This is a genomic window from Pseudomonas sp. TJI-51, assembly GCF_000190455.2.
GTDB lineage: Bacteria > Pseudomonadota > Gammaproteobacteria > Pseudomonadales > Pseudomonadaceae > Aquipseudomonas > Aquipseudomonas juntendi.
Genome location: NZ_AEWE02000058.1, coordinates 1 through 21,705, shown reverse-complemented (window position 1 = coordinate 21,705; position 21,705 = coordinate 1). Strand labels below are relative to the sequence as shown.

At 63.9% G+C, this 21,705-nt stretch carries 13 protein-coding genes; 3 read left to right on the top strand and 10 right to left on the bottom strand.

What is annotated here, in order from left to right; all coding sequences use genetic code 11:
- Nucleotides 1-48 precede the first annotated feature (48 nt).
- Together G1E_RS13390 and pssA are read right to left on the bottom strand one after the other, a co-directional pair.
- Nucleotides 49-1,194, bottom strand: coding sequence for a GGDEF domain-containing protein (locus G1E_RS13390; protein WP_009682416.1), 1,146 nt, complete (start codon nt 1,192-1,194; stop codon nt 49-51).
- Between the two features lie 291 nt (nt 1,195-1,485).
- Nucleotides 1,486-2,814, bottom strand: coding sequence for a CDP-diacylglycerol--serine O-phosphatidyltransferase (gene pssA / locus G1E_RS13385; RefSeq protein WP_009682415.1), 1,329 nt, complete (start codon nt 2,812-2,814; stop codon nt 1,486-1,488).
- Nucleotides 2,815-2,994: 180 nt separating this feature from the next.
- Here pssA and G1E_RS13380 point away from each other — a divergent pair, with 180 nt between their 5' ends.
- The gene (locus tag G1E_RS13380; protein ID WP_047149882.1) at nt 2,995-4,002 is read left to right on the top strand and encodes a GlxA family transcriptional regulator; all 1,008 of its coding nucleotides are present in this window, start codon (nt 2,995-2,997) and stop codon (nt 4,000-4,002) included.
- A gap of 58 nt (nt 4,003-4,060) precedes the next feature.
- Here G1E_RS13380 and G1E_RS13375 read toward each other — a convergent pair whose 3' ends face one another.
- From G1E_RS13375 to katG, 3 genes are all read right to left on the bottom strand, one after another.
- Nucleotides 4,061-5,395 carry an MFS transporter gene (locus G1E_RS13375; protein WP_009682412.1) on the bottom strand — a complete coding sequence of 445 codons (1,335 nt, stop codon included), beginning with the start codon at nt 5,393-5,395 and terminating at the stop codon, nt 4,061-4,063.
- 116 nt (nt 5,396-5,511) lie between these two features.
- Nucleotides 5,512-6,723, bottom strand: a complete 1,212-nt coding sequence (locus G1E_RS13370) for a M24 family metallopeptidase (RefSeq protein WP_029886918.1) — start codon at nt 6,721-6,723, stop codon at nt 5,512-5,514.
- Nucleotides 6,724-6,879: 156 nt separating this feature from the next.
- The gene (gene katG, locus G1E_RS13365) at nt 6,880-9,138 is read right to left on the bottom strand and encodes a catalase/peroxidase HPI (RefSeq protein ID WP_009682410.1); all 2,259 of its coding nucleotides are present in this window, start codon (nt 9,136-9,138) and stop codon (nt 6,880-6,882) included.
- A 361-nt stretch (nt 9,139-9,499) separates the two neighbouring features.
- Between katG and G1E_RS13360 the strand changes: the two genes are divergently transcribed.
- Nucleotides 9,500-10,408, top strand: coding sequence for a LysR family transcriptional regulator (locus tag G1E_RS13360; RefSeq protein WP_009682409.1), 909 nt, complete (start codon nt 9,500-9,502; stop codon nt 10,406-10,408).
- 12 nt (nt 10,409-10,420) lie between these two features.
- Here the strand turns inward: G1E_RS13360 and G1E_RS13355 are convergent, their stop codons facing one another.
- Nucleotides 10,421-11,299 carry a DMT family transporter gene (locus G1E_RS13355; protein WP_009682408.1) on the bottom strand — a complete coding sequence of 293 codons (879 nt, stop codon included), beginning with the start codon at nt 11,297-11,299 and terminating at the stop codon, nt 10,421-10,423.
- A 247-nt stretch (nt 11,300-11,546) separates the two neighbouring features.
- On the opposite strand from G1E_RS13355, the gene G1E_RS13350 reads away from it, so the two are divergent.
- Nucleotides 11,547-12,371: an aldo/keto reductase gene (locus G1E_RS13350; protein WP_009682406.1), complete on the top strand. Its 825-nt coding sequence runs from the start codon at nt 11,547-11,549 to the stop codon at nt 12,369-12,371.
- A 103-nt stretch (nt 12,372-12,474) separates the two neighbouring features.
- On the opposite strand, the gene G1E_RS13345 is transcribed toward G1E_RS13350, so the two are convergent.
- The 4 genes from G1E_RS13345 to G1E_RS13330 are packed head-to-tail and all read right to left on the bottom strand — an operon-like array spanning nt 12,475 to nt 21,477.
- Nucleotides 12,475-13,965, bottom strand: coding sequence for an efflux transporter outer membrane subunit (locus G1E_RS13345; protein WP_009682405.1), 1,491 nt, complete (start codon nt 13,963-13,965; stop codon nt 12,475-12,477).
- Nucleotides 13,962-17,069 carry an efflux RND transporter permease subunit gene (locus tag G1E_RS13340; RefSeq protein WP_009682404.1) on the bottom strand — a complete coding sequence of 1,036 codons (3,108 nt, stop codon included), beginning with the start codon at nt 17,067-17,069 and terminating at the stop codon, nt 13,962-13,964. Before G1E_RS13340 ends, G1E_RS13345 begins: the two co-directional genes overlap by 4 nt.
- Entirely contained in the window at nt 17,066-20,164 is a 3,099-nt protein-coding gene (locus G1E_RS13335) for an MdtB/MuxB family multidrug efflux RND transporter permease subunit (protein WP_047149881.1), read from the bottom strand. Before G1E_RS13335 ends, G1E_RS13340 begins: the two co-directional genes overlap by 4 nt.
- Nucleotides 20,161-21,477 carry an MdtA/MuxA family multidrug efflux RND transporter periplasmic adaptor subunit gene (locus G1E_RS13330; RefSeq protein ID WP_009682401.1) on the bottom strand — a complete coding sequence of 439 codons (1,317 nt, stop codon included), beginning with the start codon at nt 21,475-21,477 and terminating at the stop codon, nt 20,161-20,163. Before G1E_RS13330 ends, G1E_RS13335 begins: the two co-directional genes overlap by 4 nt.
- Nucleotides 21,478-21,705 lie beyond the last annotated feature (228 nt).

Below are 21,705 nucleotides of genomic sequence, written 5' to 3'. Positions count from 1 at the left end.
ATAGAATCTCCCACAGGGATCGTATCAGGGCTGACCAAGGCTGAAGCCTCACTGGCCAACCCCCGCCATCGACCGCTCGACAAAACGAATACTGTCCCGCCCACCCCGCTTGGACTGATACAACGCCACATCACCCTGCTCGATCAGTGCCGCCAGACTCGCCGGCGGCTGGTCGAACAGGTTGGCGCCAATACTGAGCGTCACCGCCTCCGGCGTCGGCGCCGTCTTGCCCGCATACAGCTGGAACTGTTCCCGCAAGATCCCACCCAGGTCCAATACCCGCTCATTGCTGGTGCCACTGAGCAATATGACAAACTCGTCCCCGCCCAAACGCGCCGCCAGCGAGCGCTCCGGCAGCACCGTACGGATCATCTCGCTCAGGGCGACCAGCAACCGATCCCCGGCAATATGCCCATGCAGGTCATTGACCAGCTTGAAATTGTCGATATCGATCAGCAGCAATGCACCAGGCTGGGTTGGGCTGACGTCCTTGAAAAAAGGGGCTGCCCGCACTTCCAGGGCCCGCCGGTTGTACAGCGCGGTCAGCGGGTCGCGTGCCGCCAACCGGGCAATCCGCTCCTCGCGTCGGTAACGCACGGTGCCAGTCATCGACAAGGCAATCAGCATGATCGCCATCGCCCCCTCCACCAGCGAAACCTGAATGATCAGCCCGCCAAACGTGGCCAGGTCGATCAAGGTACCCGGTGCAATCGCAATGATTGCCTTGACCACGTAGAACACACCATGGAGCAACAGCACGTAGCGCAGCTGCACCGCGCCAACGCTCAACGACTTGCCATGCGGCCGCAACAGGAAGCTCGCCTTGAGGGTCAGCGCCGCTACCAGCAACGAGTTGACCATCAACATCACCTTCGACCACTGCGGCCCCACGGGCAACAGCAGCAGGGCGAACCAGACCAGCACGATGACCAGCCAGGCCCGTGACAAACGCTCCTGGGTAAAGCGCAGCACACCCCACAAGAAGAACCCATGGGCCACTACCAGCAAGCCATTGGCGAACCAAATGCCGATGAACAGCAAACCGATCCCGCGCAACAAGGCCAGCATGCAACCGACCGTGATGGTGGCGAAGCCTGCGCTCCAGAACAGTAGCGAGGACTCGCGAACACTGCGCCATTCAATTGCCAAATACAGGGCAGCCGCCGCTGCCAGGGCAACCGAAATGGTCAGCATCGTAGGTGGATCTAGCGCCATATACGCTTTGGCCTATCTGGTTAATAAGGAAAAGGGCGCGATTGTATGCGCTTGTGATGACTTTTCAGAGGGGCCCTGGTCGGGAGCCCGTAAATCATAGCTCAACCGCAGGAACGCCTGCGGCAGCACCGATATCATATTGATATCATCGCAGGCTGAATAGCTGACCTGACGATCAGTCAGCTTCCCTTCATGAAGCCCTCGGTCAGGCCCAGGCAGCCATTTCCTTGCGCCAGATCGTTGCGCTACCGCGCCGTGCTTCAGCCGGTGTCACAACACCCGCTTGATCAACGGTTCCAGGCGGCTGTAGCGCAAACGCCGCAGGAACCGGCGCACTTCCTTGGGGTGTTCGGCCTTCACCCCCAGGGCCTCCAGCGAATCGATCGGCGGCGCGAAATGGCGCAACCCGTCGAGCTCCGCTTCACGCGGCGCCAACCATTGCCCATGCGGGTCGTCGATCAGCAAGCCGTTCTCCAGGTCCAGGTTGAACCCCCGCGGGTTCAGGTTATTGCCGGTCAGCAGCGAATAACGCTGATCGACCCACACCCCCTTGGCATGGAACGTATGCCCCGGGTCGTTCCAGATGCGCACTTGTAGCTGCCCGCCGGCTATCGCCGCCTGGCGGCGCCGAACGAAGGCGCGCAAGGTGTCCTCGTACAGGTAAGGCAACGCGCCACTGGCGCTGAACGGTTCGCCAGGGGGGATATAGAAGTCGTTCGCTGTGCGGTCGCCGACAATCAACTCAACCCGCACCCCACGCGCCAACGCCTGGTCAAGCTCGCGCATCACGACACGTGGCGGGTTGAAATACGGCGTACTGATGATGATCTGCGCCTGCGCCGCCGCCAGTAATGCGCACACGGCCCGGTTCAACCGGTTGCCTCGGCCCACGCCCAGCAGCGGTATGACCCGCAGGCCCTGCCCTGGCTCAGGGGCCGGGGCCTGATAGGCCATGCGCCGCAACCGCGCGCGCAAGCGCCGGATGTCACCGCGCAGGCTACGGGTAGAAGGTGGCGCCGGCAGATCGAGACGCGGCGTGGCGGCCGGATGCAGCAGGCGCTGCACCAGGTCGGCCATGGCGTCCGCCAGTGCCGGTGACTGGAACAGGTGATAGCGGTCCAGGCGGTAGCGATCGAAACGGTGCAGGTACACGTTGTTCAGGCTGGCACCGGTATAGATCACACAGTCGTCGATGATGCTGCCCTTGAGGTGCAACACCCCAAACAGCTCGCGGGTCTGCACCGGCACCCCATGGATGGCGATCTCCAGCCCGTGCAACTGGCGCTGGGCCTGGTACCAGGCCGCATTGCCCGGCTGACGCCCGGCCCCCAGCAGCCCGCGGCGGGCGCGGAACCAGTCGACCACAACGGTGATTTGCAGGCCTGGGCGCGCGGCCTTGGCCTGGTACAAGGCGTCCAGTACTTCCTGGCCTGCCTCGTCTTCCTGCAGGTACAGGGCCACAATGACAATGCGCCGGGTGGCCATGCCGATACGCTCGAGCAGGCAGGCACGGTAGGCCTTGGCATCGGGCAGCACCTGAATCGACTCAGGTGCGATAGCGTAGCCTGGCAGGCTTGCCAGCAAGGTTTCGGGGTTCACTGACAATCACCTTCTCTATGCGATCACTGTCGGCCCTGCCAACGGGCATGGCCATTCCTGGCCGCTGCGCCCTGGGTGTAAGATCGACCCGGCAACGACCTATAACAACAAGCACCACGCGAGGCCCTGTTTTTCACTGCCCCTGATAAACCACGGCTCAGCTTGCACAGGTACAGCGCAATGGTCCCCCCCGTTTCTGCAAACCCGCCGCTTTCAAGTGTAAAGCGTTGTTCGGTCAAGACCTTCGGCTTTCTGATTTTGCCCAATTTCACCACGATCGGCCTGGCATCGGCCGTCGAAACCCTGCGCATGGCCAACCTGGCCGCACATCAAACCTTGTTTCGCAGTGTGTTGATTGCGGCGGATGAGGCACCGGTGGTGGCCAGCAACGGCATGCGCGTACTGCCCGACTACAGCATCGCCAACGCCCCTGCCCTGGACACGCTGCTGGTGGTAGGCGCCAACCCGATCGACCGTGGCCGCGGCAACCGCCCGCTGATCGAATGGCTGCGCCACCTGGCACGGCAACACCTGCCCCTGGGCGGTATCTGCACCGGCAGTTACCTGCTGGCCAGGGCCGAGCTGCTCACCGGCTACCGCTGTACCATCCACTGGGAAGACCTGCCAACCCTGCAAGCGCATTTTCCCGGCATTGTCATCTCCAGCCAGCTGTTCGAGCTGGACCGCGACCGTTATACCTGCTCGGGCGGGGTGGCGGCGATGGACATGATGCTGCAACTGGTAGCCCGCGAGCCCGGTGGCCAGGCTATCGCCGCCAAGGCCGCCGAACTGCTGCTGTGTGATCGCGTGCGTGGCGAGCGCGACCGCCAACGGGTGCCGTTGCGCACCCTGCTCGGCAGTGCCCAGCCCAAACTCAGCCAAGTGGTGGCGATCATGGAGGCCAACCTCGAGGAACCGCTGACCCTCGAAGAGCTGGCCAGCCTCAACGAGGTGACCGTGCGCCAGCTCGAAAGGCTGTTCCACAAATACCTGCAACGCACCCCCAGCCAGTACTACCTGGAACTGCGCCTGTCACACGCACGGGAGCTGCTGCTGCGCAGCGATGTGCAGGTGCGCGAAGTGGCGCTGGCGTGCGGGTTCAGTTCGCCAGCGCATTTCTCCAAGAGCTACAGCCGGTTCTTCGGCTTGTCACCACTGGGCGAGCGGCGGCAGGCCTCGTTGCACTGACCGGGGTCATGGGCTAGGTCAGGTTCGCACCCTTTGCGCGATGTGGGGGCCAGGTGATTCAATCTTCCAGCGCAGCGTGGGCTGTTTCCCGGCACATCAGCATGGCCACCAGCGCTACCAGTGCCGCTGCCAGCAAGTAACCCGCCGGCGCCAGTTTGCTGCCGGTCACCTGGATCAGCCAAGTGGCAATGAACGGTGCAGTGCCGCCAAAAAGCGCATTGGCCGCATTGAAGCTCAAAGCAAAACCGCTGAAGCGCACCCGCGTGGGAAACAGCTCTGCCAGCAAGCACGGCAAGGTCCCGTCGTTCATCGCCAGCATCGCACCGAACAGAATTTGTATCGCCAGGATCACCAGCAGCGGTTGCCCGTCCAGCAGTCTGAACAGCGGCACTGTCAAGCCAAGGAACAACAGCGATGCCACCACCAGCATGGTTTTGCGTCCAAACAGGTCAGACAGCCGCCCCATCAGGAAAACCAGGCCGATATAGGTGGCCAGCGACACCGTCGACGCAATGAATGAATCCCGCTCGCTCATGCCCATTTCAGTGGACAGATAGGTCGGCATGTAGCTGAGCAGCAAATAGAACGCCACCGCGTTCAGGCACGTAACCCCCATGCCGATAGCCAGGCTGCGGCGATGCTGGCCGAGCAGTTCGCGCAAGGGCGCCGGAGCCATGCCGGCCTTGTTTTCCAGGCGCTGCTCCATTTCCAGGAACTTGGGCGTGTCCTGCAAGCTGATGCGGATATAGCGCCCCACCAGGCCAAATGGCGCCGCCAGCAGGAACGGCAGGCGCCAGCCCCAGGTGTGCAAGGCTTCACTGCTGAGCCCTTCATGCAACAGCGCGACGAACGCTGCCCCAAACAACAGGCCCGCCGCGGTACTGGCCGGCACAATGCTGGTGTACAAGCCACGCCGGCCCGGCGGCGCGTACTCGGCCAGGAACGCTGCTGCACCGGCATACTCACCCGAAGCGGAAAACCCCTGCACCAGGCGAATCAACAACAGCAGCGCCGGCGCCCATAGACCGATCTGGGCGTAACCGGGTAGCAAGCCGATGCAGAAGGTGGACATCGACATGATCAGGATCGACCACGACAGCGCCGTGCGCCGGCCATACCGGTCGCCGAAATGGCCCCAGACGATGCCGCCCAATGGGCGTACCAGAAACGACAGGGCGAACACTGCAAAGGTTGCCAACAGGCTGGTGGCCTTGTCGGCCTGCGGGAAGAAGGTGGCGGCGATGATGGTGGCCAGGTAGCCATAGGCTGCGTAGTCGAACCATTCGACGAAGTTGCCCATGAAACTGGCCCGGGCAGCCCTGCGCAGGGCTTGGCGTTCGGCGCTGTGCGAAACGCCAGCGACGGCGGATGGGTCAAGGGTGGTGCTGGACATGACGGGTACCCCATGGTTGTTTTAATTGGAGGCAGGGTGTGGTGGTCATACGGGATATTGTTGTTGTGTGTAGTGGCTTTGGCGCTGGCGTGCCGGCGCCAAAGCCGGCATCAGTCTTATTTGCGAATGATGTTGTGCTCCGGCCCATACGGGAACCGGGTGATGTTTTCGGCACCGCTGTCGTTGACGATCAGGATGTCATGCTCGCGATAGCCACCGGCCCCAGGCCGGCCTTCGGGCAGCATGATCATCGGCTCGATCGACACCACCATCCCCGGCTCCAGCACTGTGTCGATGTCTTCACGCAGTTCAAGCCCGGCCTCGCGGCCGTAGTAATGGCTCAAGGTGCCGAATGAGTGGCCATAGCCGAAGGTGCGGTATTGCAGCAGGTCATGGCGCAGGAAAATGTCATTCAGTTCACGGGCAATGTCGCTGCAGCGCATGCCTGGGCGCACCAGTTTCAGCCCGGCTTCGTGCACCTCGACGTTGGCCTGCCATAACCGCAGGTGCGCCTCCGGGCAGTGGTCGAGGAACAGCGTACGCTCCAGTGCGGTGTAGTAGCCGGCGATCATCGGGAAGCAGTTGAGGCTCAGGATCTCCCCCTTGCCGACCCGGCGGCTGGTGACCGGGTTGTGTGCACCGTCGGTGTTGAGCCCGGACTGGAACCAGGTCCAGGTGTCCATCAGTTCGGCATCCGGGAAGCGTCGGGCAATTTCGCGCACCATCGCCTGGGTCGCGTGCAGCGCCACCTCGTACTCTGGCACCTGGTCACGCAGTGCCTCCACCACCGCAGCCCCGCCGATATCGGCTACCTGTGCACCGTGGCGGATCAGCGCCTGTTCCTCGGCCGACTTGATCATGCGCATGCGCATGCAGGGCGCGCCGATATCGACCAGTTCCGCTTTCGGATAGCAGGCCGCGAACTTGGCGTGGTTCTGAAGGTTGAGGTGGTCGTACTCCACCCCGATGCGCGAGGCCAGGGGCAACGCCTGCTGGATCGCGACGAAGTAGTTGTCACGTTGCCAGTCGGTGTAGACGATGTTGTCGGTACCGACCGTACGCCGCCACGGTTGCCCGCCATCGATATTGGCGCTGACCGAGACAACCTTGTCCTGGGTAACGACCAGCGCATAGGGGCGGCCGAACGAGCAATAGAGGAAGTCGCTGTAGTAGTTGACGTTGTGGTACGAGGTGAAAATGGCCGCTTCGATGTCGTGTTCCGCCATGTACGCCCGCAGCCGGGCGTGGCGGGCGGCATATTCCTGGGCAGAAAAGGTCGGCTGCACCTTGTTGCCGTTGCGGATTTTCAGGGTCTTGGGCATTTGCATGGTCGGGTTTCCTTGTCGTTGTGAGCACGCTGTTCAGGCCGGCCGCCTGAGAAGCATTGCAACAGAACCGACAAGGGCACTTTTGTATCTATCCGACCTGGAATTGGCGGGATCGCCAATGGCAAAGGGGGCTGCCCAGCAGCCCCCGCAGGTTCCTCACTTCAGGTCAAAACGGTCCAGTTCCATGACCTTCTCCCAGGCGGCAACGAAATCGCGCGCGAACTTAGCGCCGCCATCACTGCTGCCGTACACCTCGCTCAACGCCCGCAATTGCGCATGCGACCCAAACACCAGGTCGACGCGGCTCGCGCTCCATTTCACCTGCCCGCTCTTGCGGTCGCGGCCTTCGAACGCTTCGTTGTCTGCCGAAGTCGGCTTCCACTCCACGCCCATGTCCAGCAGGTTGCGGAAGAAATCGTTGCTCAGGGTGCCAACCTTGTCGGTGAACACGCCCTGTTGACTCCCCGCATGGTTGGCACCCAACACGCGCAGCCCGCCGATCAGTACGGTCATTTCCGGCGCGGTCAAGGTCAACAGCTGCGCCTTGTCCAGCAACAACTTCTCGGCTTTGACGCTGTAGCGGCCCTTGCTGAAATTTCGGAAACCATCCGCCAGCGGCTCCAGCACGGCGAACGATTCCACGTCGGTCTGTGCCTGCGTAGCATCGGCACGGCCCGGGTGAAACGCCACGCTCAGGTCATGACCGGCGTCCTTGGCGGCCTTCTCCACGGCAGCGGCACCGGCCAGCACGATCAAGTCGGCCAGGGAAATGTGCTTGCCGCTGGCAGCGAACTCGGCCTGGATGTGCTCAAGCGCGGCAACGACCTTGCCGGTGCCCTGGTTGGCCACCCAGTCTTTTTGCGGTGCCAGGCGCAAGCGACCACCGTTGGCACCGCCGCGCTTGTCAGAGCCCCGGAAGGTCGATGCTGCAGCCCAGGCCGTGGCCACCAGCTCGCCCACGCTCAGGCCCGTGGCCAGCACCTTGGCCTTGAGCGCGGAAATGTCCTGCTCGCCCGCCAGCGGGTGGTCGACTGGCGGGATCGGGTCTTGCCACAGCAGCTCTTCATTGGGCATTTCCGGGCCCAAGTAGCGCGCCAGCGGGCCCATGTCGCGGTGGATCAGCTTGTACCAGGCGCGGGCGAAAGCATCTGCCAGTTGCTCAGGGTTGTCCTTGAAGCGCTTGGCGATAGGCCCATAGACCGGGTCGAAGCGCAGCGCCAGGTCGGACGTGAGCATCGACGGCGCGTGGCGTTTGGCCGGGTCGTGGGCATCCGGTACGGTGCCCGCGCCTTTGCCTTCTTTCGGTGTCCACTGGTGGGCACCAGCGGGGCTTTTGGTCAGCTCCCACTCGAAGTCGAACAGGTTGTTCAGGTACTCGTTGCTCCACTTCGTCGGCGTCGAAGTCCAGGTCACTTCAAGGCCGCTGGTGATGGTGTCGCCGCCCTTGCCGGTACCCAACCTGTTGGCCCAGCCCAGGCCCTGCAGTTCCAGCCCAGCGGCTTCCGGCTCGGGGCCGACATTGTCGGCCGGGCCGGCACCGTGGGTCTTGCCGAAGGCATGGCCGCCGGCGATCAGCGCCACGGTTTCTTCATCGTTCATGGCCATGCGGCCAAAGGTTTCACGGATGTCCCTGCCCGAGGCGACCGGGTCGGGGTTGCCCTCCGGCCCTTCCGGGTTCACGTAGATCAGGCCCATCTGCACGGCCGCCAGCGGGTTCTCTAGGTTACGCTCGCCACCGAGGTCTCGGCTTTGTTCCTGCGGGTGCTTGGCGGGCTCTGCCACCAGGTCCCCTTGCCCTGGCGGCTGGGCTTTGACCTGCTCCTTGCCATAGCGGGTATCGCCACCCAGCCAGACCTTTTCCGAGCCCCAGTAGACATCTTCGTCCGGCTCCCACACATCGGCGCGGCCGCCAGAGAAGCCGAAGGTCTTGAAGCCCATCGACTCCAGCGCCACATTGCCCGTGAGCACGATCAGGTCGGCCCAGGAAATCTTGTTGCCATACTTTTGCTTGATCGGCCACAGCAGGCGCCGGGCCTTGTCCAGGCTGACGTTGTCTGGCCAGCTGTTGAGCGGTGCGAATCGTTGCTGGCCAGAGCCTGCGCCACCGCGACCATCGGCAATGCGGTAGGTGCCGGCGCTGTGCCAGGCCATGCGGATGAACAGCGGGCCGTAGTGGCCGAAATCGGCCGGCCACCAGTCCTGCGAATCGGTCATCAACGCGGTCAGGTCTTGCTTCAGGGCCTGGAAATCCAAGCTTTTGAAGGCCTTGGCATAGTCGAAGTCCGGGTCCATCGGGTCAGACTTGGACGAGTGCTGGTGCAGGATTCTGAGGTTGAGCTGGTCAGGCCACCAGTCACGGTTGGTGGTGCCGCCACCTGCGGTTTGATGGAACGGGCATTTCGATTCATTCGACATCTGCGGGTACCTTTAGGTCGATTATCCAGATTTCCGGTCTGTGCCAGATGTTCGCTCAGCCGAGCAGGCGCGCGTGCCATGCCTGATCAGGGGTAAACGGGGGCTCGCGAAGCTGTCACAACGGGTGGGTGCGGTCTTGCACAGGCGTGCTGCCCCCACCGGTGCGCGGAATTCGCGGGGCCAGGAGAAAGACTAGCCGAGCCTGAGCGCAGGTCTAATAGAGCGGCTGTTTGGCCGCGATAGGTTGGCTCTTTCAGCGCCGCAGCTTCAGACCAGGCCGCCGGCACATCCATACAAGGCACGACGCGGCGGCCCATGCTTCAATACAGCGCAAAACCCTTAGCTCCGGAACCCAAGCCTCATGAACCGCAACGACCTGCGCCGCGTCGACATGAACCTGCTGGTGCTGTTCGAAGCCTTGATGATCGAACGCAACCTCACCCGCGTCGGTGAAAAGCTGTTCATCACCCAGTCCACCGTCAGCGCCGCCCTCGCCCGCCTGCGCGAACTGTTCGACGACCCCCTGCTGATCCGCAGCGGGCGCGCCATGGAGCCCACGCCACGGGCGATGCAGATCTTCGCGGAGCTGGGCCCGGCCATGGATGTGATTTCCGCGGCCATCAGCCGCGCCCGCGAGTTCGACCCGGCCAGCAGTTGCAACGTCTTCCGCCTGGGGCTGTCGGACGATGCCGAGTTCGGCCTGTTTCCGGCCTTGCTGCAGGCCCTGCGTGAAGAAGCGCCGGACATCAGCGTGGTGGTCCGGCGGGCCAACTTTCTGTTGATGCCGGGCTTGCTGGCCAGCGGCGAGATCTCGGTGGGGGTAAGTTACACCACCGACCTGCCGGCAACCGCCAAGCGCCGCAAGCTGCGCGATATCGGCGTGCGGGTGCTGCGCGCCGACGATCGTCCGGGGCCGCTGACACTCGACGAATACTGTGCCCGGCCGCATGTGATGGTGTCGTTCTCCGGTGACATGAGCGGCAACATCGACCTCGACCTGGCGCGGATCGGTCGATCCCGCAAAGTGGTGCTGGCCGTGCCGCAGTTCGGCAGCCTGCGCGCCCTGCTGCGCAACACCGAACTGATCGCCACGGTACCTGACTACGCTGCCTGTGCACTGGTCGAGGACAGTTGTCTACGCGCCGACCCTGCACCGTTCGAGATCACCGAGGCCGAGCTGTCGATGGTCTGGAGTGGCGCCCAGGACAACGACCCGGCCGAGCGCTGGCTACGCGAGCGCATCATGCAGTTCATGGCCAGCCAGCCTTGACGATGGTCAGGCTTACTTGCCCCGCTGCATCCACGCCGCCCCCAGGCCGCTGAGGCAGATCACCGCGATACCCACCAGGCTCAAGGTATCCGGTACCTGGCTGTACACCACCAAGCCAAGCAAGCCAGCGAACACGATCTGGCAATAGCTGAACGGTGCCAGCAACGCGGGTGCCGCATGGCGGAATGCCTGGGTCAGCAACAGGTGCGCGGTCATGCCGAAACCGCCCAGCGCCAACATCAGCAAGGCATGGTCCCAGCGCGGCACTTCCCAGAAGAACGGCACCAGCGCACTCATCGCCAGCGTATTGCACAGCCCCGCATAGAAGTTGCTGGTGGTGGGGCTGTCATGCGCGGCCAGAATACGCGTCAGCAACTGATAGAAGCAGAAGCCCAACGCCGAGCCGAACGGGTACAGAATCGCCGGGGTAAACATGGCCCCACCCGGGTGCACCACCACCAGCACGCCGATGAAACCCAGCACCACCGCCACCCACTGCGCCACGGTAACCCGCTCTTTGAGCAATGGCGCCGACAGTGCGGTGACCAGCACCGGGGCCAGGAAGTTGACCGCCGTTGCCTCGGCCAGCGGCAGGTACTGCAAGCCCGTGGTGAACAGCAGGCTGGTGCTCAGCAGGCTCAAGGCACGCAGGGTTTGCAACAGCGGGCGGCGGGTACGCAGCACGTTCAGGCCGGCCTTGGGCAGGAAAATGCCGGCCATCAGCAGGGTATGCACCACATAGCGCGCCCATACCACCATCACGATCGGGTACAGGCCGCCGAGGAATTTGGACAAGGCATCGTGGCTGGCGAACAGGAACGTCGCAACCACCACCAGGGCGATGCCACGCAAGGGTTTGTTGACGCCGGACAACGGTGTACTGGAACTCATGGCTCTCTCGATGACGACGCCGCCATAGGCCGCGCCAGGGGGATGAGCGCGCAGGCGGAGCCTGGCGGATGCAACAGCTGGGATTCTAGAAGAGATGCCGCAACATAAGGAAGTTCATTTGCCCCAGGCCGGGGCCGAACGCATTTTCCGTTCGCTGATCGACCACTTTGCGCGCCGCGCGCATGGCCCGTGCCGCAGTGATCATCGACCATGGAGCCTCACCCGGCAAACTGTACAAGGAATTGACATGCAAGGGCTCACAACCCGTAACGGCCTGAAACTGCCTGCCCTGGGCCTGGGCACCTGGCCAATGACCGGCAGCGCGTGCACCCAGGCCGTGCGCCAGGCACTGGAGTTAGGGTACCGGCACATCGACACGGCCACCGCCTACGAGAACGAAGCCGCCGTCGGCCAGGCCCTGCGCGACAGCGACGTCCCGCGCGAGCAGGTCCACCTGACCACCAAAGTCTGGTGGGACCGGCTGCAACCCAAGGCCATGCGCGCGTCGCTGGAAGCCAGCCTGCGGGCACTGGGTACCGAGCAGGTGGACCTGTTCCATATTCACTGGCCCGGCCAGCATGAAGACCTGGCCCGCAGTATCGAGACCTTGGTGGCCCTGCGTGAAGAAGGCAAGGCACGCCACATTGGTGTGGCCAACTTCCCCTTGGGCTTGCTACGCGAGGTCGTGGAACAGCACGGGGCGCCGTTGTCGGCGATCCAGGTGGAGTACCACGTGCTGCTCGGCCAGCAGCCGCTGCTCGATTACGCCCGTAGCCATGATCTGCTGCTCACCGCCTATACCCCGCTGGCCCGCGGCCAGGCGGCGGCGCACCCGGTGATCCAGGCGATTGCCGGCAAGCACGGCGTACTGCCCAGCCAGGTGGCGCTCAAATGGTTACTGGACCAGGACGGTGTGGCGGCGATCCCCAAGGCCAGCAGCCGCGAAAACCAGTTGGCCAACCTGGCGGCGCTGAACGTGCAACTGGATGACGAGGACCGCGCTGCGATTGCCGAACTACCGAAAGACCAGCGAGTGGTCAGCCCGCCCTTTGCCCCGGACTGGAATAGCTGACCGGGGGCCGCGCCGGTGGCGCTCAGTGCCGGGCGCCACTCACCAGGTAATTGAGCAATGCGGGCTCGTCTGCCAGGTCAATGGCCCGCACTGGGCGGTGCCGTCAATCCTGCTCGGCAAACGCCTGCCCGGCATCCCAGCCACCGCCTAGCGCGGCCACCAGTTGCACACTGGCCACCAGGCGCCCTTGCAGCAGGTTCAGCACACTGCGCTCGTTACTCAGCGCCGTGGCCTGCACGTTGACAACGTCCAGGTAACCGATCAAGCCTGCGCGGTACTGGTTTTCGGTCAGGCGCAGCGACTCACGGGCGGCATCCAGCGCCTCCTGGCGCACCACCGCTTCATCACCGTAGACCTTCAACTGCACCAGCAGGTTTTCCACTTCCTTGAAGCTGTCCAGCACGGTCTGCCGGTACTGCGCCACGGTCTGGTCATAAACTGCCACGGTGCGGTCAACCTCGGCGCTGCGCTTGCCGGCGTCGAACAGGGTCAGCGCCAGTTGCGGCCCCACCGACCAGTAGCGGTTGGGCAATTCGATCCAGTTGTTGAAACTGCTGCTGGAATACCCCCCATTCATGCTCAGGCTGAGGTCCGGGAAGTACGCCGCCCGCGCCACGCCGATATTGGCGTTGGCAGCCATTACATTGCGCTCGGCCGCAGCAATGTCTGGCCGACGCTCGAGCAATTGCGAAGGCAGTGACACCGGAATGCGCGGCAGCGCGGGGATAGCCTTGCTGTCGGCCAGGTTGAAGTCGGCCGGAGGCTTGCCCAGCAACACCGCAATGGCGTTCTCGAACTGCGCACGCTGCCAGATCAGGTCGATCAGGTCAGCCTGGGTGCTTTTCAGCTGGGTGCGTGCCTGGGCAACCGCATCGGGGCCGGCAACGCCGGCGCGGTACTGGTTTTCATTCATCCGCAACGAACGCTGGTAAGCGGCCACGGTCGCCTCGAGCAAGCGCTTCTGCTCGTCGAGCACCCGCAGTTGCAGGTAGTTCTGCACCAGTTCCGACTGCTGGCTCAAGCGGATCGAGGCGAGGTCGGCGAGGCTGGCTTGGGCACTGGCCTGGTTGGCACTCAGGGTTTCCCGCAACTTGCCCCACAGGTCGATTTCCCAGCTCACGCCCAACTGCGCATTGTAGGTGTCGCGTATGCCGCTGCTGTTGTTGGACAGGCTGGAGCTGGAGCTGCCAGTACCCTGCGCCGAGCGGTTCTTGCTGGCGCTCAGGTCAAGGCTGGGGAACAGCGACGCACGGCTGCTGCGCACCAGCGCCTGGGCCTGGTGGTACTGGGCTTCGGACTGCGCCACGGTCTGGTTGCTGCGGTTCAATTCCTCGACCAGCGCATTGAGCCCGGCGTCGCCATAGATTTCCCACCAGGCGCCACGGGCGATGGCATCGGACGGTGTGGCCTGGGTCCAGCCCTCGGCGTGTTTGAACTGCGCCGCCGTGCTGTCCAGCGCCGGGCGCTGGTAGTCCGGGCTCAGGGTGCAGGCACTGAGCATGGCCACGCACAACCCGGCGCTGAGCAGGCGCGAGCCACGCCCGCGGGTCAACGCCTGCAGGCCACGATGCAGTGGGGAGTGGGCAAATGTCATAGCGGGGTTTCCATGGCGGCGTCGGTGCGCACACCGCGCCAACGGTTGAAGCGGTGGCGCAGGCGGTCGAGGTACAGATAGACCACCGGCGTCGTGTAAAGGGTCAGGATCTGGCTGAACACCAGGCCACCGATGATGGTCAGGCCCAGCGGCTGGCGCATTTCGGCGCCTTCGGCCTGGCTCAGCAGCAGCGGCAAGGCACCGAGGATGGCCGCCAAGGTGGTCATCAGGATGGGCCGCAGGCGCAGCAGGCACGCGCGGCGAATCGACTCCTCCGGAGACAGCCCCTGATGACGCTCAAGCTGCAGGGCCAGGTCGATCATCAGGATGGCGTTCTTCTTCACCACGCCAATCAGCAGGAACAACCCCAGCAGCGAAATCAGGCTGAACTCGCCACCGGTCAGGTACAGCGCCAGCAAGGCACCGACGCCGGCCGACGGCAACGTGGAGAGAATGGTCAGCGGGTGAATGTAGCTTTCATACAGAATACCCAGCACCAAGTACACCAGCAGCAATGCACCCAGGATCATGAACGGCTGGCCCTGCTGGGTCTTGGCAAAGGCATCGGCGCTGCCGCCGAGCTTGGCGATCACCCCCTCCGGCAGGCCCAGGGTCGCCACTGCCCGCTCTACCGCGGCCAGGGCCTGGTCGGGGCTATAGCCTTCGGCAATGTCGAAGGCGATGTCTTCGGCAGCGAACTGGCCTTCGTGGCTGACCCTGTCGTTGGCCAGGGTATTTTCGTAGTGGGCGATGGTCGACAACGGCACCCGGGCACCGTCCGCGGTGATCACCTGCACTTGTTCGAGGGTGCTGGGGTCCCAGGCGTATTTCGGGTTGATTTCCAGCACCACCTGGTACTGGTTGAGGCTGTCGTAGATGGTGGAAATCTGGCGCTGGCTGTAGGCGTTGTTCAGCACCGTGGTGACCATGTCCATGTCGATCCCCAGCCGCTTGGCCTGGTCGCGGTCCACCACCAGCGTCACCTGCTGGGTGCCACCCCCATCGCGGGCGTCGATGGCAGTCAGCTGCGGCAGCGCGCGCAGCGCCGCGACCACCTTCGGGAACCACTCGCGCAACGCCGCCAGGTCGCCGCTTTGCAGGGTGTACAGGTACTGCGACGAGGTCTGGTCACGCCCGCCACCCCCCAATTGCAGGTCCTGGTCGGCCATCAGGAACAGCCGCCCACCCGGCACCTTGGGCATCTCTTTGCGCAGGCGCTCGATCACTTTTTGCGCGTCCAGCTTGCGCTCGCTGATCGGCTTCAGGCGCACCAGTATCATGGCGTTGTTGGTACCGCTGTTGCCGCCGATGAAGCCGGCAACGCTCTGCACCGCAGGGTCGGCGAGCAAGGCGCGACGGTAGGTTTCCATCTTCGGCTGCATCACGCTGAACGACAGGCCATCGTCACCGCGGATAAAGCCCATCAGTTGGCCGGTGTCCTGCTGGGGCATCAGCGTCTTGGGCACCACCACGTACAACGCGATATTCAGGCCAATGGTTGCCAGCAGGCTGAACAGGGTCAGGCGCTTGTGGCGCAGGGCCCAACCCAGGCTGCGGTCATAGGCGTCGACCATGCGCAGGTGGAGCTTGTCGCTCCAGCGTTGCAGGCGCGTCTGCTCGGCGTTGTGCGGCCTGAGCCAGCGCGCGCAGAGCATCGGCGTAAGGGTCAACGACACCACCAGCGACACGATGATGGCCGCCGCCAAAGTGATGGAAAATTCCTGGAACAGGTTGCGCACGATGCCGCCCATGAACAGGATGGAAACGAACACCGCCACCAGCGAGACGTTCATCGACAGCAAGGTGAAGCCGACTTCCTTGGCACCCAGGAAGGCCGCCTTCATGGGTGGCTGGCCGTCTTCGATGTGCCGGGAAATGTTCTCCAGCACCACGATGGCATCGTCCACCACCAGGCCGGTGGCAAGGATCAGCGCCATCAATGACAGGTTGTTGAGCGAAAAACCACACAGGTACATGACAGCGAAAGTACCCACCAGCGATACCGGCACCGCCAGGCTGGGGATCAACGAGGCGCGCAGGCTGCCGAGGAACAGGTAGACCACCAGGATCACCAGCACCACCGCGATCAGCAGGGTGTGCTCGGCCTCCTTGAGGCTGGCATTGATGACCGGCGACCGGTCCATGGCCACGTTCAGTTGCACGCTGGCGGGCAGCAGCGACTGCAGGGCCGGCAGCTGCGCCTTGATCTGCCCGACCGTCTCGATGATGTTGGCGCCAGCCTGGCGGTTGACCACCAGCAGCACTGCCGACTGGTCATTGAAGAAGCCACTGTTGTAGCGGTTTTCGACCCCGTCGGTAATCGCAGCCACGTCGGACAGACGCAGAATGGTCCCGTTCTGCTGGCGAATGACGATGGGCTCGTAGTCCTTGGCCTTCTCCAACTGGTCATTGGCGCGCACCTGCCAGTTGCGCTCGGCGTCTTCGACAAAGCCCATGGGCCGGCGCTGGTTGGCGTTGGCCACCGCGGTGCGCACTTCATCCAGTGACAGGCCGTACTGGTTGAGCAATTGCGGTTCGACGGCAATGCGCACCGCCGGCAACGAACTACCGCCGATCTGCACCTCCCCTACCCCGGACACCTGGGCCAGGCTCTGCGCCAGAATGGTGTCGGCCAGGTCGTACAGCTGCCCCTTCTGCAACACGTCCGAGGTCAGCGAAAGCACCATGACCGGCGCCTGCGATGGGTTGATCTTCTTGTAGGTAGGCATGCTGCGCATGCCGCTGGGCAGCAGGTTGCGGGTGGCATTGATGGCCGCCTGCACTTCACGCGCCGCACCGTCGATATCACGGCCTATCTCGAAACCGATGATCACCCGCGTCGAGCCCTGGTTGGAGCTGCTGGTCAGGGTGGTCACGCCAGCGATGCTGCCCAGCTTGCGCTCCAGTGGCGTGGCCACGGTAGAGGCCATGACCTCGGGGCTGGCACCGGCCAGGTTGGCCGACACCACGATCACCGGGAAATCCATTTCCGGCAGTGGCGCAACCGGCAGCAGCTTGAAGCTGACCCCACCCAGCAGCATGATCGCCAGGCTCAGCAGCATCGTCGCCACCGGGCGACGAATGAACGGCCCCGACAGATTCATGCTTCGGCCTGCTTCGCGCTATCGGCCGGGCGCCAGCGGCGCGCCAGGCGGTCGAAGTACAGGTAGATGACCGGCGTGGTGAACAACGTCAGCACCTGGCTGACCAGCAAGCCACCGACCATCACCAGGCCCAGCGGCTGTCGCAGCTCGGCGCCGGAGCCTGTGGCCAGCATCAGTGGCACGGCCCCGAACAGCGCCGCCAGGGTGGTCATCAGGATTGGCCGGAAGCGCAACAGCGCCGCCTGGTAGATAGCGTCCCGGGGGCTCATGCCTTGATGGCGTTCGGCTTCGAGGGCGAAATCGATCATCATGATCGCGTTCTTCTTGACGATGCCGATCAGCAGGATGATGCCGATGATCGCGATCATGCCCAGGTCGTTGCCGCTGATGAGCAAGGCCAGCAAGGCGCCGACGGCCGCCGACGGCAGCGTCGAGAGGATGGTCACCGGGTGGATGTAGCTCTCGTACAGCACGCCCAGCACGATGTACATGGTGACCACCGCTGCCAGAATCAGCAGCAAGGTGCTCGAAAGCGAGGCCTGGAAGGCCTCCGCCGCCCCCTGGAAGCGGGTTTGCACCCCCAGCGGCATGCCGATGTCCTGCTGTACCTGCTCGATCACCTGCACCGCTTCACCCAGTGACGCGCCATGGGCCAGGTTGAAAGACAGGGTCACGGCCGGGAACTGGCCAATGTGCGAGATCGCCAACTGGGCCTGGCGCTGCTCGATGCGCGCCAATGCCGACAGGCGTACCTGGCCGCCATCGGCAGCCTTGACGTGGACCGACTCCAGCGCCTGCGGGCCGATGACCGCGGCATCTTTGGCCTGCAGCACCACACGGTACTGGCTGGCCTGGGTGTAGATGGTCGAGATCTGCCGCTGGCCAAACGCGTCGTACAAGGCGTTGGTGACCTGCGACACGGTGATGCCCAAACGGCTGGCCATGTCGCGGTCGATGACCAGGTACACCTGCAGGCCTTTATCCTGCAGGTCACTGGCCACATCGGCCAGCTCGGGGCGCTGCTGCAGCGCCTGCACCAGTGTGCCGCTCCATTGCGCCAACAGGTCGGCATCGGGCGACGACAGGCTGAACTGGTATTGGGTGCGGCTAACGCGGTCTTCGATGCTCAGGTCCTGCACCGGTTGCATGAACAGGCGAATGCCCACCAGGCGGTCGACTTGCGGCTGCAGCCGGCTGATCACTTCGCTGGCCGTGACGTCGCGTTCGCCGTGGGGCTTGAGGTTGATCAGCAAGCGCCCGCTGTTGAGCGTGGCGTTGTCACCATCGACACCAATATAGGACGACAGGCTTTGTACGGCCGGGTCCTGCAGGATCACCTTGCTCAAGGCCTGCTGGCGCTCGCTCATGGCGGCGAACGAAGTGGACTGCGGCGCTTCGGAGATGCCCTGGATGACCCCGGTGTCCTGCACCGGGAAGAAGCCCTTGGGCACCACCATGTAGAGGAACACCGTCAACCCCAGGCTTGCCACCGCCACCAGCAACGTCAGCGGCTGGTGCCTGAGCACCCATTGCAGGGCGCTGCCGTAGTGTTTGATCAGCCAGTCGATCCAGGCGCCACTGGCACGGTAGAACCGGCCCTGCTCTTCTTCCTTGGGTTCACGTTTGAGCAGGCGCGCGCACATCATTGGCGTCAGGGTCAGCGACACCACCAGGGAAATCAGGATGGCCACCGCCAGGGTGATGGCGAACTCGCGGAACAGGCGGCCGACCACGTCGGCCATGAACAGCAGCGGGATCAGTACCGCAATCAGCGAGAACGTCAGCGATATCAGGGTGAAGCCAATTTGCCGGGCGCCCTTGAGCGCGGCCTGCATGGGCGTTTCGCCCTCTTCGATATGGCGGGAAATGTTCTCCAGCATGACGATGGCGTCGTCGACCACGAAGCCGGTGGCGATGGTCAGCGCCATCAGCGTGAGGTTGTTGACCGAGAAGCCGGCCAGGTACATCACGCCGAAGGTGCCGATCAGCGACAGCGGTACCGCGATGGACGGAATGAGGGTGGCGCTGGCCCGGCGCAGGAAGACGAACGTGACCATGACCACCAGCACGATGGCGATCAGCAGTTCGTGCTGGACATCCTTGACCGCGGCACGGATGGTCTGGGTACGATCGGTGAGCACCGACACATCCAGGCCCGCAGGCAGGTTGTCGGTGATCGACGGCAGCAGCGCCTTGATGCGGTCTACCACTTCGATCACGTTGGCACCCGGCTGGCGCTGGATGTTCAGCAGTACCGCATGGTTTTCGTTGGCCCAGGCTGCCAGGCGCTCGTTCTCGGCACCGTCGACGATTTCGGCCACGTCCTTCAGGCGCAGCGGCGCACCGTTGTTATAGGCCAGGATCAGGTTGGCGTATTCCTCGGGGGAGCGCAGCTGGTCGTTGGCGTCGAGCATCGACACGCGGGTGGGCCCGTCGAAGTTGCCCTTGGGCTGGTTGACGTTGGACGCGCCGATCAGCGTGCGGACATCTTCAAGGTTCAGGCCATTGGCCGCCAAGGCATCGACATTGACCTTGATCCGCACCGCCTGGCGCTGGCCCCCGGCGATGCTCACCATGCCCACGCCGCTGATCTGCGCAAGCTTCTGCGCCACCCGGGTATCGACCAGGTCGTTGAGCTTGGGCAGCGGCATGGTCTTGCTGGAAATGGCCAAGGTCAGTACCGGCGTGTCGGCCGGGTTGACCTTGTTGTACACCGGCGGCGCCGGCAGGTCGCTGGGCAGCAGGTTGCTGGCGGCGTTGATCGCGGCCTGTACCTGCTGCTCGGCAACGTCCATGTTCATGTCCAGGTTGAAACGCAGGGTGAGCACCGATGCGCCGCCGGAGCTGGTCGAGGCCATTTGCTCAAGCCCGGGCATCTGGCCGAACTGGCGCTCCAGCGGCGCGGTCACCGCGCTGGTCATGACCTCCGGGCTGGCGCCGGGGTACAGGGTCATGACGCGGATGGTCGGGTAGTCCACCTGCGGCAAGGCAGAAACCGGCAGCAGCTTGTAGGCGATCAGGCCGGCCAGCACGATGGCCAGCATGCTCAGCGTGGTGGCGACCGGCCGCAGGATGAACAGGCGCGAGAGGTTCATGCGCCCGCCTTGCCTGCTGCGGCACCAGGCTGCGCTTGCCCTGGCTGGCCCTCACCGGCATCTGCCGACCCTTTGGCATCCTGGCCCTGCAGTTTCTGGCCTGGGGTCGTCGGCACCTGCGAGCTGTTTTCGACCACCTCGACCTTGGTGCCCTCGCGCAGGCGGTCGGTACCTTCCAGTACCAGGCGGTCGCCGGCCTTCAGGCCATCGAGGATGACGCTGTGCTCGCCATCACTGGCACCGACCTTGAGCTTGCGTACATTGACCGTGCTCTGGTCGTTGACGACGTAGGCGAACGTGCCGTCGTTACCGAACTGAATGGCTGCCGCCGGGGCCATGACCACCTGCTTGAGGGTGTCGGCCAGCAGACGCACGTTGACGAACTGGTTGGGGAACAGGGCCAGGTCCTTGTTCTCGAAGCGGCCCTTGAATTTCAGGGTGCCGGTGGTGGTGTCGATCTGGTTGTCGATACTGGCCAGTACCCCCTTGGACTGCAGCTTGCTGTCACTGCGGTCCCAGGCCTCGACCGGCAGGCTGGCGCCGCTGCGGTAACGCTGCAGCACGGTGTCCAGTTCGGTTTCCGGCAAGGTGAAGGCAACGCTGATGGGCTCGGTCTGGGTGATGACCACCAGGGCATTGGTGTCGTTGGCCGCTACCAGGTTCCCCAGATCGAGCTGGCGCAGGCCCACCCGGCCGTTGATCGGGGCGCGGATCTGGGTGAACTCCAGGTTTAGCCGGGCATCGTTGACTTGCGCCTGGTTGGTCTTGACCAGGCCCTGAAACTGCGCCACCTGGGCCTCGGCCGTGTCGAGGGTCTGCTTGGCGATACTGTCTTCGGCGTACAAGCCTTTGTAGCGGGCCAGGTCGACCTGGGCGTTCTTCAACTGCGCCTGGTTCTGTGCCAGCGTGCCTTCGGCCTGCTGCAGCGCGATCCGGTAGGTGCGCGGGTCGATTTCGGCGAGCAGGTCGCCGGCCTTGACCTGCTGGCCTTCCTTGAAGTGGATTTTGACCAGCTCGCCTGCCACGCGGCTGCGCACGTTGACGGTGTTGGTCGCAGTCACTGTACCCAGCGCCTTGTAATACAGCGGGAAGTCACCCACGGTGACGGGTTCGACGCGCACAGGCACCGGATCGGTTGAACCACCGAAGCCCGGGCGGCCGCCCATGCCCATGCCTTTGCCACCACGCCCGCCGCTGGCGTCCTTCCCAGGCGTTGCTGCAGGCCACAGCCACCAGGCCAGCGCAGCCACCAGCAGCAGGATCAGCAGGCCGAGCAGCCAGCGACGAGGGGAACGGGAATTGGACGCTTGCATGGGTTGAACGAACCTTGTTCGGAATGACGGCTTGGGGAGGGTGAACGATAAGCACTGGCATCGTTTTAGCAAAGGGCCTTTACCAGAGGTTTACCTTTGGCTGACGTTGCCAAGATGCGGAATTTTAAATGAAAACGGCCCGGAACGTGTTCCAGGCCGTTACAGGGTGTTGCTTGGAGCGCGCTGAGGGCTGCGGGGCTCCACAGAACGAGCGCCGCCCGCGCGGCG

Coding starts and splice junctions, on each gene's coding strand:
- G1E_RS13390 (WP_009682416.1), bottom strand. CDS start 1,194: ATGCTGACCATTTCGGTTGCCCTGGCAGCGGCGGCTGCCCTGTATTTG.
- G1E_RS13380 (WP_047149882.1), top strand. CDS start 2,995: ATGGTCCCCCCCGTTTCTGCAAACCCGCCGCTTTCAAGTGTAAAGCGT.
- G1E_RS13375 (WP_009682412.1), bottom strand. CDS start 5,395: ATGTCCAGCACCACCCTTGACCCATCCGCCGTCGCTGGCGTTTCGCAC.
- G1E_RS13370 (WP_029886918.1), bottom strand. CDS start 6,723: ATGCAAATGCCCAAGACCCTGAAAATCCGCAACGGCAACAAGGTGCAG.
- katG (WP_009682410.1), bottom strand. CDS start 9,138: ATGTCGAATGAATCGAAATGCCCGTTCCATCAAACCGCAGGTGGCGGC.
- G1E_RS13360 (WP_009682409.1), top strand. CDS start 9,500: ATGAACCGCAACGACCTGCGCCGCGTCGACATGAACCTGCTGGTGCTG.
- G1E_RS13355 (WP_009682408.1), bottom strand. CDS start 11,299: ATGAGTTCCAGTACACCGTTGTCCGGCGTCAACAAACCCTTGCGTGGC.
- G1E_RS13350 (WP_009682406.1), top strand. CDS start 11,547: ATGCAAGGGCTCACAACCCGTAACGGCCTGAAACTGCCTGCCCTGGGC.
- G1E_RS13345 (WP_009682405.1), bottom strand. CDS start 13,965: ATGACATTTGCCCACTCCCCACTGCATCGTGGCCTGCAGGCGTTGACC.
- G1E_RS13340 (WP_009682404.1), bottom strand. CDS start 17,069: ATGAATCTGTCGGGGCCGTTCATTCGTCGCCCGGTGGCGACGATGCTG.
- G1E_RS13335 (WP_047149881.1), bottom strand. CDS start 20,164: ATGAACCTCTCGCGCCTGTTCATCCTGCGGCCGGTCGCCACCACGCTG.
- G1E_RS13330 (WP_009682401.1), bottom strand. CDS start 21,477: ATGCAAGCGTCCAATTCCCGTTCCCCTCGTCGCTGGCTGCTCGGCCTG.